General features: G+C 65.0%; 14 protein-coding genes. 7 read left to right on the top strand and 7 right to left on the bottom strand.

Going from position 1 to position 11,648, the window contains the following annotated elements:
- Positions 1 to 72: 72 nt before the first annotated feature.
- From QZ964_RS11250 to QZ964_RS11265, 4 genes are all read left to right on the top strand, one after another.
- Positions 73 to 525, top strand: coding sequence for an energy transducer TonB (locus QZ964_RS11250; protein WP_292531733.1), 453 nt, complete (start codon positions 73 to 75; stop codon positions 523 to 525).
- Positions 526 to 588: 63 nt separating this feature from the next.
- On the top strand, positions 589 to 1,125 hold the full coding sequence (locus tag QZ964_RS11255) for a hypothetical protein (protein WP_292531735.1): 537 nt from the start codon (positions 589 to 591) through the stop codon (positions 1,123 to 1,125).
- A gap of 168 nt (positions 1,126 to 1,293) precedes the next feature.
- Positions 1,294 to 2,622 (top strand): sialidase family protein, encoded by a 1,329-nt coding sequence (locus tag QZ964_RS11260; RefSeq protein WP_292531737.1) that lies wholly within the window; start codon positions 1,294 to 1,296, stop codon positions 2,620 to 2,622.
- A 122-nt stretch (positions 2,623 to 2,744) separates the two neighbouring features.
- Positions 2,745 to 3,239, top strand: coding sequence for a TlpA disulfide reductase family protein (locus QZ964_RS11265; protein WP_292531739.1), 495 nt, complete (start codon positions 2,745 to 2,747; stop codon positions 3,237 to 3,239).
- A gap of 33 nt (positions 3,240 to 3,272) precedes the next feature.
- Here QZ964_RS11265 and QZ964_RS11270 read toward each other — a convergent pair whose 3' ends face one another.
- Positions 3,273 to 3,473 carry a twin transmembrane helix small protein gene (locus QZ964_RS11270; protein WP_292531741.1) on the bottom strand — a complete coding sequence of 67 codons (201 nt, stop codon included), beginning with the start codon at positions 3,471 to 3,473 and terminating at the stop codon, positions 3,273 to 3,275.
- Between the two features lie 176 nt (positions 3,474 to 3,649).
- Positions 3,650 to 6,115 (bottom strand): TIGR02302 family protein, encoded by a 2,466-nt coding sequence (locus QZ964_RS11275; RefSeq protein ID WP_292531743.1) that lies wholly within the window; start codon positions 6,113 to 6,115, stop codon positions 3,650 to 3,652.
- 124 nt (positions 6,116 to 6,239) lie between these two features.
- Here QZ964_RS11275 and QZ964_RS11280 point away from each other — a divergent pair, with 124 nt between their 5' ends.
- The gene (locus QZ964_RS11280; protein WP_292531744.1) at positions 6,240 to 6,752 is read left to right on the top strand and encodes a hypothetical protein; all 513 of its coding nucleotides are present in this window, start codon (positions 6,240 to 6,242) and stop codon (positions 6,750 to 6,752) included.
- 132 nt (positions 6,753 to 6,884) lie between these two features.
- Here the strand turns inward: QZ964_RS11280 and QZ964_RS11285 are convergent, their stop codons facing one another.
- Together QZ964_RS11285 and QZ964_RS11290 are read right to left on the bottom strand one after the other, a co-directional pair.
- The gene (locus tag QZ964_RS11285; RefSeq protein ID WP_292531746.1) at positions 6,885 to 7,112 is read right to left on the bottom strand and encodes a hypothetical protein; all 228 of its coding nucleotides are present in this window, start codon (positions 7,110 to 7,112) and stop codon (positions 6,885 to 6,887) included.
- 38 nt (positions 7,113 to 7,150) lie between these two features.
- Positions 7,151 to 7,462 carry a plasmid stabilization protein gene (locus QZ964_RS11290; RefSeq protein ID WP_292531748.1) on the bottom strand — a complete coding sequence of 104 codons (312 nt, stop codon included), beginning with the start codon at positions 7,460 to 7,462 and terminating at the stop codon, positions 7,151 to 7,153.
- Positions 7,463 to 7,647: 185 nt separating this feature from the next.
- Between QZ964_RS11290 and QZ964_RS11295 the strand changes: the two genes are divergently transcribed.
- Entirely contained in the window at positions 7,648 to 8,292 is a 645-nt protein-coding gene (locus tag QZ964_RS11295) for a nucleoside deaminase (protein ID WP_292531750.1), read from the top strand.
- 118 nt (positions 8,293 to 8,410) lie between these two features.
- Here the strand turns inward: QZ964_RS11295 and QZ964_RS11300 are convergent, their stop codons facing one another.
- Positions 8,411 to 9,736, bottom strand: a complete 1,326-nt coding sequence (locus tag QZ964_RS11300) for a dihydroorotase (RefSeq protein ID WP_292531752.1) — start codon at positions 9,734 to 9,736, stop codon at positions 8,411 to 8,413.
- Between the two features lie 102 nt (positions 9,737 to 9,838).
- Here QZ964_RS11300 and QZ964_RS11305 point away from each other — a divergent pair, with 102 nt between their 5' ends.
- A complete protein-coding gene (locus QZ964_RS11305; protein WP_292531754.1) occupies positions 9,839 to 10,672 on the top strand; it encodes a folate-binding protein in 834 nt (277 codons plus the stop codon).
- Between the two features lie 43 nt (positions 10,673 to 10,715).
- Here QZ964_RS11305 and QZ964_RS11310 read toward each other — a convergent pair whose 3' ends face one another.
- Both QZ964_RS11310 and QZ964_RS11315 read right to left on the bottom strand, forming a co-directional pair.
- Positions 10,716 to 11,306 carry a hypothetical protein gene (locus QZ964_RS11310; RefSeq protein ID WP_292531756.1) on the bottom strand — a complete coding sequence of 197 codons (591 nt, stop codon included), beginning with the start codon at positions 11,304 to 11,306 and terminating at the stop codon, positions 10,716 to 10,718.
- Positions 11,307 to 11,501: 195 nt separating this feature from the next.
- Positions 11,502 to 11,648: methane monooxygenase/ammonia monooxygenase subunit C (locus QZ964_RS11315; protein WP_292531760.1), on the bottom strand; the 147-nt coding region annotated here is incomplete at its 5' end.

Raw genomic sequence — 11,648 nt, forward strand, 5'->3', positions numbered from 1 at the left:
CGACGGCGGACGCTCGCGCCCGCCGTCATCATACGTTTTGAAATGTTTGGGGGGATGATGAGGCTGGCGCGATTGCTTACCCTCGCCGCGGCGCTCGTAGCGCTCGCGGCTCACGTAGCGCACGCCGAGAACGCCAAGCCCGCGGCTGCGCCAGCGCAGGCTCCTGCGTCATCGCAAACTCCTGCGCCGACGCGCACAGCGACGCCTACTGCGCCGGCGACCCCGCAGGGAGCGACCGCGCCCGCGGCCGCTCCGGCGTTGTCGGAAAGCAAGTTCCTTGGGGCGCTCTACACCGCGATCGCCAAGCAAACGCCCACGGAGAGTCCTGCCGGCGAGGGTGAAGTGACCGCCAGCTTTCACGTCAACGCGCAAGGCAAGATCGACAAGGTGACGATCGACAAGACGTCCAGTCCTGCTTTGGCGGAGGCGGTGAAAAAAATCCTGTCGAGCGTTGAAGCGCCACCACCGCCCGGCGGATCCATGGACGTGGGACAGACGTTCAAATTCCGCGGGACGCCAAATTGAATCCGTCCGCGAAGAGCGCCGGATGAAAGCGCATAGAGACGCGCGTTTTTGAAGGAGGGAGAGATGCGGCAAATTTCTCGACTGATGTTAGGTCTTTCGGCGCTGGCCTTCGCCGGCGCGTTCAGCGCAAGCGGACCGGCCCGGGCGCAGAGCGAAGCGCCCAAGCCCAAAGCCGAAGAGAGCGCCGAGCCGAAGCGGGAGGAGAACAAGGAGACGAAGCGCGAGGAAAAAACCGAAAAGCGCGACGACAAGACCGACATGCGGGGCGAACAGAAGCCGAAGGCGGCGCGGGGCGACACGTCCGCCGAGAAATCCGCTGAGAAATCCGCAGAGAAAAAGAACCGAGCCGACAACGGCGTCTATATGCGCAAGCTGGGCCAGCTCATCCGGGCGCGCTCGCCGGGCGCAACGCAACTTGGCGAAGGAAACGCCATCGTCCGCTTTCGTCTGGGCGCTTCGGGCGCGCCCAATAGCGTCACCGTCGTTTCGGCGTCGACGCCGCGGCACGGCCAATTGGCGCGCTCGATCGTGTCGGGACTGCGGGCGCCGCCGCCGCCCGGCGGCTCCTATGACGGCGTGCAGAGTTTTCGATTTCACTAGCGCGGCGTGAAAAGTGGAACCCGGCTTTTCGCGTGGAGCGCACTCTAAGTTTTTGAGATCGATCCTCCGTCTTTGGGCGATGCCGCCTTAAAGGCGGCGTCATCCAGCCGGTGCGCCTCGCACGGCCGTCAAGGCGTCGGCGTCCGGCGTGGCAAACAGGAGAGAAGAATGAAGCGCATCGCCTTTGGCCTACTCGCCGTTTGCCTTCCCGTCGCCGCGCTCGCAGGGCAAGACGCTCCGCCGGCTCCCATAAGCGCGGACAAAACGGATTCGCCGCCTGCCAACGCCAATAAGGATGCGCCCGCGCCGGCGGCGCAATCGGCGACACACGCCGCGGCGGGCCATCGCCCCGCCCCCGCTTGCGCCGAAGCGAAGGTCGACTGCGCGATGACCGCCGTTCCCGCCTTCGCCAAGGACGGACGACTGTGGGTCGCCTTCTCCGTCGGCAAGACGGTTTACGCCGCGGCGTCTTCGGACAATGGCAAGGCATTTTCCGCGCCGGCGGCGATCGCCACGGTCGACGACGGCGTGATCGACGCGCATGGCGACGCCCGCCCGAAAATCGTGGCGCTCAATGACGGGAGCCTGCTCGCGACCTATACGACGCGGCCCGACAAGCAGATGATCGGCACGATCTTTACCGCCCGCTCGACCGACGGCGGCAAGAGCTTCTCGGCGCCGCAGCCGCTTCTGAGCGAAGGCGGCCAGCGCTTCGACAGCATCGTCGTCAACCGCAAGGGCCGCATCTATGCCGGCTGGCTCGACAAGACGCATGCGCTCAAAGCCAAGGCCGAAGGCAAGGAGTTCCTGGGGAGCGGCGTCGCCTTCGGCTATTCCGACGACGGCGGCAAGTCGTTCAAGGGCAAGTCGATTCTCATCGATCACGCCTGCGAGTGCTGCCGCATGTCGGGCGCGCTCGACAAGGACGGAACGCCGGTCTTCGCCTGGCGGCAAGTGCTGGATGGCAACGTCCGCGACCATATGGTCGCGAAACTCTCTGCGGACGCGACGCAGGCGACGGCGACGCGCGTATCGGACGATGACTGGTCGATCAACAGCTGTCCGCATCACGGACCGTCGATCGCCATCGACGCCTCCGGCGCGTGGCATGTTGTCTGGTTCACCAAAGGCAAGAACCGACAGGGCCTGTTCTATGCTCGCAGCCTCGACGGCGGCAAAAGCTTCTCGCAACCCGAGCAAATCGGCGACGACGCGCGCACGCCGGGACATCCGACGCTGATCGCGGCGAAGGGCCGCCTCTATCGCGTCTGGAAGGAGTTCGACGGAACGACGACGACGATCGCGATGCAAATGTCGCACGATAACGGCAAGAGCTGGAGCGCGCCGCGCGTTGTAGCGCAAACATTGGACGCCTCCGACCATCCGGAACTCATCGCCCATAAGGGCGCCGTCTATCTGTCTTGGCTCACGCATAAGGAAGGCTATCGCCTCATGCCTCTGCCGCGGGACGAGAAAAGCGCGGCGGCGGCGCAGTGATGCAGATTTTGCCTCATTGCTTCGGCGACGCCTCCCCATGGGCGCGTTGCGCGCGATCGGGATTCCAGCAAAGGCCAAAGACGCATGCCGCGACTCTGGATGCCCGATCGCCGCGACGCGGCGTGGCGCATGACAGCCCAGTGCGCCTATTCGCCGTCGCTCTCGCCTTTGCGCTCGCCGCGAGCGGCGCGGCCGCGTTCGACTTCAAGCCTTATGGCCGCGGCGCCTTCGCGCAATTGACCAGGGCGCACGCCGGCAGGCCGCTCATTGTGCATTTCTGGTCGTTGACCTGTCCGCCCTGCCTCGTCGAATTGCCGCAATGGGCGAAGTTCGCCGCCGAGAAACGGGGGATCGACTTCGTCTTCGTCAACACCGACGGCGACGAGGACCGCGCGCGCGCACGCATGCGCATCGAGAAGGCCGGGCTCTTGGGCGCCGACCACTACGGCTTCGCCGACGACTTCGTCGAAAAGCTCTATTTCGAAGCCGACAAGACTTGGCGCGGAGAATTGCCTTTTACGGCGCTCGTCGCCCCGGACGGCGGCGTGGTGACGGTGACCGGCGCCATCGACGATCCGCTGATCGTCGAATGGCTGGAGAAGCGCGCCCCCAAGTAGGCCCCCGAGCTTAAAGGCTCCTTGTGCGACCGCTTACCAGCGGCCTCGCGCGTACAGCACGCCGAGAACAATAAGAAGCGCCAGCAGTTGCAGTCCGACGCGCCAGCGCATGAGCTTCTGGGCGCGGGCCGGCGCGCCTTGTCCGCCGCGAAACATATTGATAAAGCCGGCGACGACGACGAGAGCGACCGCCGCGACGGCGACAATCACCAGTAGATTTGAAGAACTTGGCATAAGCGGCGCTTCTCCCTAGAGCGCGGCTCGCGAAAAAGTGGGAACCGGTTTTTCGCGTAGAGCGCGCTCTAAACTTTTGGAATCCATCACGTTAGCTGCGTGTAGGCGATTCCGCCTAAACGCAGCGTGATCTATGCGCTGCGCTGTAGAGAAGCCCGCGCCCCGCCGCAAGGCGTTTATCGCCGCAGCAGCCGCTGAAGATAATCAAGTTCTTCCTGCGGGCGCTCCGGCTGGCCGAGCCTGCGGCGCAATTCTTCCTGTACGCGATGGGCGCGCTGCGCCGGCGGCAGCCCGAGCGGATCATATTTGCCGGAGAGATCAGGACGGTTGCCGTCGCCCGACGCGCGGCCGAGCGGATCGCGGCCTTTGCCGCGGCGCCCGCGCCGGCCGGGGCCGCCCCCCTCCTCCTCGGCGCTTTCGTCGCCCTCCCCGCGCATCTGCTGCGCCAGCCTGTCGGCGCCTTTACGCAAGGCCTGCACGGCGCGGCCCTGCGCGTCGACCGCCCTGCCGCGTCCTTCTCCCGCCTTGCCGAGCGCCTCTTCCGCCTCCTTCATCGCGCGACGTGCGTCGTCCAGCTCTTCGCCGGCCTCGGCGCCGCCCTCGCGCAGCGCATCCTGTTGCCGCTCCAGCCGTTCGCGCAGCGCCTGCTGGCGCTTGCGTTCAGCGCCGGCGTCGTCGCTGCGCGGCTGGCCGTTTTGACGGCGCCCGCGCGAGGCGCGCGGCTCGGTCTCGTCTTCGGCCGAATTCATCCCCTGAAAGGTTTCGTCGCGCAATTGTTGCTCTTCGCGCGACAGCTGATCGAGTTCGCTGAGCGCGCGCGCCATTTCGCGCCCGCGCGCCCGCCGCCCCCCTGCGCCTTGCGCCGACTGGACATTTTCGAGAATGTCCTGAAGTTCGTCTAGGAGCCGTTGCGCCTGAGCCATGTCGCCGGACTTCATGGCTCTGTTGATCTCATCGAGCATCGACTGCAACTCGTCGGGCGTGACTGAGTCGGCGCCCCCTTCCGCCTCTTGCAGCGGCGCTCCAGGAGGCGGCAATCGGGCGCCCAGCTGCTGGAGAAATTTGTCGAGCGCGGCGCGAAGCTCCTCGGCGCGCTGGCCGATCTCCTCCGCGCTGTCGCCGCGCGCGATCGCGTCCTTCAATTCGCGCTCGGCGGCCCGCAGCTCGCGCTCGGCCTGCGAAATGTCGCCTTCTTCGAGACTGAGCGCCATCGCCCAGAGCATCTCGGAGACGCCGCGCAAATCATCGTCGTCGCGCGCGGCCTCGAGTCCACGGCGCGCCTCGCGCAATCCAAGATGGATGGCCGAAGGCGTATCGAAGGCTTCGGGGGCGACCGACAGGGCTTCGAGCGCTGTGCGGACGTTCGCGCGCGAATCCGGATCGAGCGCGAGAATGCGTCTCTGTTCGGCGAGCGCGCGCGCGAGCGGCTTGACGAAGCGGCGCTGCGGCAGGACCGCCTCGATCGATTCGGACGCGCCTTCATTGTCCGCGGCGTCCTTGGCGACGAGGCGCATGTTGAGTTTCGCGCCGCCGAAGGGACTATCGGCGAGATCGATCGTCGCCCTGGCCTCGCCCTGGCCGCCGCCGCCAGGCGGCAGGGCGAGCGCAAGCCGTGGCGGCTCATACAGCGCCCGGCGCCCGCCCGGCGGCTTGCTAAAAACGGCTTCGGCGCCGACGACGCCATAATCGTCGGTGGCGCGGAACGCCAAGGTCATCGAGCCGCGAGCGTTATTGCGCGGCCTTTCCGCGAGCGTGATGGTCGGCGGCGTGTCGGGGATCGCCACGAGATCGAAACGCCGACCGTCGGAAAGCACCAGCCGCGCGGCGCCCGTGAGCTTGTAGGCCTGCTCTTTTGGCGGCTCATTTTGCGAATCGTCGCTGGTCTGCCGCGCTGCCACGAGTCCGCCGGAGACCGACAGGCCGGCGTCCGGCGGGCGAATGCGCAGCGTCGAATTGACCGGCGCTTCGATCGGCGTCTCGCCCTCTTTGGCGAGCACGATCGGCGGACGGCTCGTATAGACGGGCGGCTCAAGCCAGGCGTCGATGCGCGTGCTGGCCCCGAAGTTGGCTGCCGCGCGCCAGTCGAAGGCGGCGGCGAGGCGCGCGCGCTTTTCGTCGCCGGCCGCAAATCCGGCTGCGACCGCGGCGACAAGGGCGAGCGCGCGCAGGGCATAGGGGTCGCGCTGCGGAACCCGCGCATGCGGCGCCTCGATCGGCGTCTTCGCCAATGCCTGCTCGAGACGCTGACGATGCAACGCCCACAAAGTCTCTACGGCTGTGTCAGCGTTTTGAGTGGCGAGGCGGTCTTCGAGCGACGAGGCTGGTCGCAAACCGGCGTCGGCGCTGCGGTCCAGCCGATCGAGCGCGGCGGCGCGATGCGGCCAGCCGCGCGCAACTTCCCTGGCGACGACAAAAAGCGCCGCGAAGCCGAAAAGCGCCACGCCAACGATGCGCGCCTCAAGCGGCGCCCCGCCCCAGAACCCCAGCCAGGAGAGCGCCAAAAAGAACAGGACAATGGTAGCGAGCGCCAAGCCGACCCGCCAGGCGCGCTCGGCGACGATCGCGAGCGCCGAGCGGCGCAGCATACCCTCGAGGCGCGGCGACGCCCCCGCATTGCCGTCCTGATGTTGAAGCTCGTCCATTCACTCTCCAAGAACCGCGCCGACGACAATGACGGTTTCATCGCATTGAGACAAACTTGGCCGTTGAAGAACGACCCAGTCCAGAGCATTGGCATATCGACGGCGGCGCGCGGTATCATCTCCCATGATCCGCAAACCCAAGGGCGACGTCGTTGGCGACGTCGTTTCGCCCCCGATTCTCGATCTCGCTCTTTTGCCCGCGCCCGTCGCCAAACTCCGCGACAGGATTCTCGCCGCTTGCGAAACGGGCGATGTCGAAGCGCTTCGCGTTCCGATCGACTGGAATGAGACGCGCCCGATTTTCGCCAAGAGCGGCGCGTTCAAGGCCGGAGCCGATCCGATCGAGATTTTGAAGACGCTTTCCTTCGACCGCAAGGGCAGCGAGACAATTTCGCTCATTCGCGCGATCTTCGCCCAGCCTTTCGTCAAGATCGTCCGCGGACCGACGACGCTCTACGAATGGCCAGCCTTCGCGCGCCATCCGCAGGCGCCAGCGAGCGAGGACGAAACGCGCGATAGGTGGCGCTGCGTCCGGTTCGCCGATCTTTCGCGCTCCAACGCGGACGGGAAGCCGCGCGCAACGCGCATCGGCATCGCGGCGGACGGCGTCTGGCACTATTTTTGGAGCGAAGACTGAAAATTCGCCGAAGCGCCGCTGGACAGCGCTCTCAAACTTATGGACTCTCCTCGGCGCGGCGGAATCGCCGCGCCGGGAGTGAGAAGGCCGTCCGGCATACTGAACGCGGACCGTCGGCTGGAGAGCATCAAGTTAGATTTCGCGCTCCTGCTCATGCGGCGCGGCATGCGCACGGCCTTCGTCTTCGGCGCGTTTCAACTCTTCCGCTTCTGCGCCTTCGATCGCCTGCTCGGCGTCCTTCGCCGCTTTATCGACTTTGCCGCTTTCGACGAATTTCCTGGCCGCCTCGTTATACTGCTTGGCGGCGGTGCGGTTGCCTTCGCCTTCATTCTTCGGCTGCACGTCCTCTTGCGCGGTCATTGCGTTCTCCTGTCGCTTTCAGCAGCAATGGCTTCGCGCTAGCTGGCGCGCCGTTCATTGCGTTTGCGCGTTTCGGCGGCCTTCTTGGCGGAAGCCGAGCGTTGGGAAGCGGGACGCGACGTGGAAGCTTCGCCGCCTAGTTTGCCGCCTTTATGGGCTGCAGGATTGCCTGTCTGTGCGCCGCGGCCGGCCCCCGATTTTTTGCCGCCGCCATCGTCCTTATTGACGGTCGCCCAGGCGCGACGCTCGGCTTCTTTCTCGGACACGCCACGCTTCTCGTAACCTTCCTCGATGTGCTCCGCCTTGCGTTTCTGCTTGTCGGTATAAGCCGACTTTTCTCCCTGCGGCATGGCTCATCTCCTTTTGCGCGCGATTGGGAATGAGCGACTAACCGCGCGCAAGGGCGCAATGTTCCGCGCCTTTGGGCAAACTTCGCAAAGAAACGCCTGTAGCCGTTGGGAAAGCGGGCGCGGCAAACCGCTGGACTTTCCTGCTCCATTCCAATTCAATCGGGCAACGATAGGGAGACGATCCGATGAGTGAGACCGAAAATGCCATTTCTTCGCTCGATAGGTTTTTTTCCTCCCTCGTCGTGACGCCGCGCCGGGAATTTCTGGCCAAAGGAACGGCGCTGATTGCCGCCGCCGCCGCTGGAACGGGCACGCTGTTGGCAAAGGAGAGCAAGGGCGCTGTTCAAGCAGTCGCCACGGAGAAGGATCGCGAATACATGACGCAAGCGATTAAGCTTATGCGTCAAGCCGGCGTTGTCGACAGAACGGGCGGGCCGTTCGGCGCTGTCGTCGTGAAAGACGGCGAGATCATAGGTTCTGCGGGCAACAGCGTTCTTCGCGACAATGATCCAACCGGGCACGCCGAAGTTAACGCGATCAGAGCCGCTTGCAAAAAGGTGGGCTCGCCGCACATCACGGGCGCGACTCTCTACAGCAGCTGCGAACCTTGTCCGATGTGCTATTCGACCGCCTATTGGGCGCGCGTTGGAAAGATTTTTTACGGGGCGGCCTGGAAAGATTACAAGGATCTCTTTGACGATCAGGCGATCGCACAGGATATGAAGAAGACGCTCGGACAGCGCTCAATCGCCGCCGCAGAGATTATGCGGCCGGAGGCCGATGCGGTCTGGCAGGAATATCGCGCTCTTCCCGATACGAAGCGCTATTGAAACTCGCGCGAATGCTTGAGAGTGAGTGAGATTGCGCCTTCGGTCCGGTCCTGCTCAAGAGTTCCTTTCGCATCGAGGCGGCGCGGCGTTCCGCGCAATGTATGGCCGCAGCATGCATTCACCGCCTTCCCCAAAAGCGCATCGGCGCGCCTTGCGAAGGCGTCGTGAGTTCGCCATCCCACATGACCTTGGCGCCGCGCACAAAAGTCCCGACCGGCCAGCCGACGACTTCCTTGCCGTCATAGGGCGTCCAGCCGACGCGCGAGGCGATCCAGGAATTGCGGATCGTCTCGCGGCGCTTCATGTCGACGATGGTGAGATCGGCGTCGTAGCCGACCGCCGCCCGCCCCTTGGCGGCGATGCCGAAAAGCCGCGCCGCACCGGCGCTCGTTAGGTCGACGAAACGTTGCAGGGTCAGTCGACCGGCGTTGACATGGTCGAGCAGCAGCGGAACAAGAGTCTGCACGCCGGTCATACCCGACGGGCTTTCGGGATAAGGCCTGGCCTTCTCTTCAAGCGTATGGGGCGCATGGTCGGAGCCCAATACGTCGACGACGCCCTGCGCGACGCCGCGCCACAGGCCCGCGCGATGGCGCGCCTCGCGCACCGGCGGATTCATCTGCGCGAGCGTGCCGATCCGCGCATAGTCGCTCGCGTCCATCGTCAGGTGATGCGGCGTCACTTCGACGCTGGCGATATCCTTGTTCTCGGCAAGCAGCGCGATCTCTTCTTCAGTCGTGACATGCAGAACATGCACGAGAGCGCCTTTCTCGCGGGCGATGTTCATGAGCCGCAGCGTCGAGCGCAGCGCAGTTTCAACGTCGCGCCAGACCGGATGCGACGCCGGATCGCCGGCGATGCGCAGGGATTTGCGCAAATTCAGCCGATCTTCGTCTTCGCTGTGGAAAGCGGCGCGCCGGCGCGTATGCGACAGCACTTCGGCGACGCCGGCGTCGTCGGCGATCAGCAGCGAGCCGGTCGAGGAGCCCATGAACACTTTGATTCCGGCCGCGCCGGGAAGGCGCTCCAACTCGCCAAGATGACGGGCGTTCTCATGGGTGCCGCCGACCCAGAAGGCGAAATCGCAATGCATCCGTCCGCGCGCGCGCGCGACCTTGTCGGCGAGCTCCGCTTCGCCTGTCGTCAGCGGCTTGGTGTTGGGCATGTCGAAGACGCCGACGACGCCGCCGAGAACCGCGCCGCGCGATCCGGATTCAAGGTCTTCCTTGTGCGGCGCGCCGGGCTCGCGGAAATGCACTTGCGTATCGATGACGCCGGGCAAAATATGCAGGCCGCGGCAGTCGATCGTCTCTCCCGCCGAAGCGCGGGAAAGATCGCCGATCTCGGCGATCTTGCCGTCGCGAAGGCCGACGTCGCGCGCGCCCTCGCCATCTTGATTGACGAGCGCGCCGCCGGAGAGGATGACGTCGAAAACCTGCGGCATGGGGGACGCCTCGCTTGCGCTGCCGTCGAGGGATGGGCTTTTTGTTGCTAATGCGCCAAAGCGGCGCGAGACTCAAGCATCCGGGCGGAAGGGACGAGACAAATGGCGACCGCGATCCTGCTCGACGATCGGGGAATCATCGAGGTTGCGGGCGAAGACGCAGGCAAGTTTCTGCACCATCTCGTGACCAACGACGTCGCCGCGCTCAAGACCGGCGAAGCGCGCTTCGCCGCGCTGCTGACGCCGCAGGGAAAGATTTTGTTCGATTTTCTGGTGTTTGCGGCGGGCGACAAGCGATATCTGATCGATTGTCCGCTCGCCCTTGCCGACGACCTTCAAAAACGTCTCAACATCTACAAGCTGCGCTCGAAACTGACCGTGACGAACCGCAGCGGCGAATTCGAGGCGATCGCCTTTCCCGACTCGAACGAGACGCCGAAGGTCGAAGCCGTCGCCATCGCCGCCGATCCGCGCGGCCCGCTCGGATTCCGCGCCATCGCGGAAAAGGGCAAGATTCCGACAAGCGACGAGCGGAAGGCATACGAGGCGCTGCGCATTCATGCGGGGGTGCCTCTCGGCGGCGTCGATTTCGACTATGGCGGAACCTTTCCCCACGAGGCCAACATGGATTTGCTCTCGGGGATCGATTTCAACAAGGGCTGTTACGTCGGCCAGGAAGTGGTGTCGCGGATGAAGCACCGCGGCCTGGTGCGCAAGCGGGTCGCGAAATATCGCGCGCAAGGCGGCGCGCCGGCGCCCGGCGAAGCGATCCGCGCCGGCGACGTTGAAATCGGCGTCACCGGGTCAAGGCTCGATGAAGACGGTCTCGCCATGATCCGTCTCGACCGTCTCGGCGACGCGCTGGCGGCCGGCGCGACGCCCGTGTCGGCAGGGGCGGCCTTGTCGTTCGAGACGCCCGACAAGCCGCCCCCCTAGCGGCTCGACGGACGTCTCTCCAGTGGAGCGTTACAGAACGCCGTCACGCTTTTCGGAGTTCGGCCTTTTTAGATGATCTCCTGCCGAAAGCATGCGCATACCAGGTCGCGCCGAGCGCGAGCGCGACGACGGTCACAACAGCGACCGCAACCCAGTCGCGCAGAAACTCCTCGCCGACCGAGAAGGCGAAGCGGGCGTTGTATTCCTTGCGGCCATCCGCGCTCCGCGCGCGCACCAGAGCGACATAGTCGCCTTTATTCTTGAAGTCGTGCTCAAGCTGAATGACGCCGGTCTGGAACCGCGCGGGCGGCAGATAGGCCTCGGTCGGCGCGGCGCCGTCGTCGCCATTCGGAGCCGCCTCAACGATGCGGATCTCCACCATCATGTCGCGCAATTCGTCCTGCATGGTGTCGACCACGATGGTCGTCGGTCCCGTTTCGGGAACGTCCTCGCAGAACTGGCTTCTCGATTGCGTCGGCTGATAGAAGGTGAAGGTTATGACGTTAGGCCCCATCTGGGCCGAGCATTCCCGAACTTTCTGGAACGCCTTGGCGGAATCCCTGCGCACCGCCTGCGCGTCCGCGCGGGCGACTAAGCCGATCGCCGCAATGAGAATCAATAGGAGCCTCGTCATGAGCCTGTCTCCACTCGCCGCGTCTCTAAATTCGAGAGTGCCGCAATTTTGGGCCTGACGTCCATCGCCTCCCGACGCCGAAGCGCCGAGAGGCGACGACATGAGCTGATCCTGGGAGTTTTTTCTCATTCCTCCCGCGCAGCGGCGTCATTCGTCGGAGACGCGAACGCGGCCGCGGCGCGAGAATCTTGAGCCTTACGCGCCCGTCAGCAGTTCGACGCCTTCCTTGCCGATCAGACGCTGAATGTTCATCAGCAGCTGAAGAACGACGCCGAACACGCCAAGCGCCATCCAGCCAAAGAACACGAAGCCCCAATGCAGCGGCGCAACGAACAGTTCTTC

The sequence above is a fragment of the Methylocystis sp. genome (genome assembly GCF_021731785.1).
In the GTDB taxonomy this organism is placed as follows: Bacteria; Pseudomonadota; Alphaproteobacteria; order Rhizobiales; family Beijerinckiaceae; genus Methylocystis.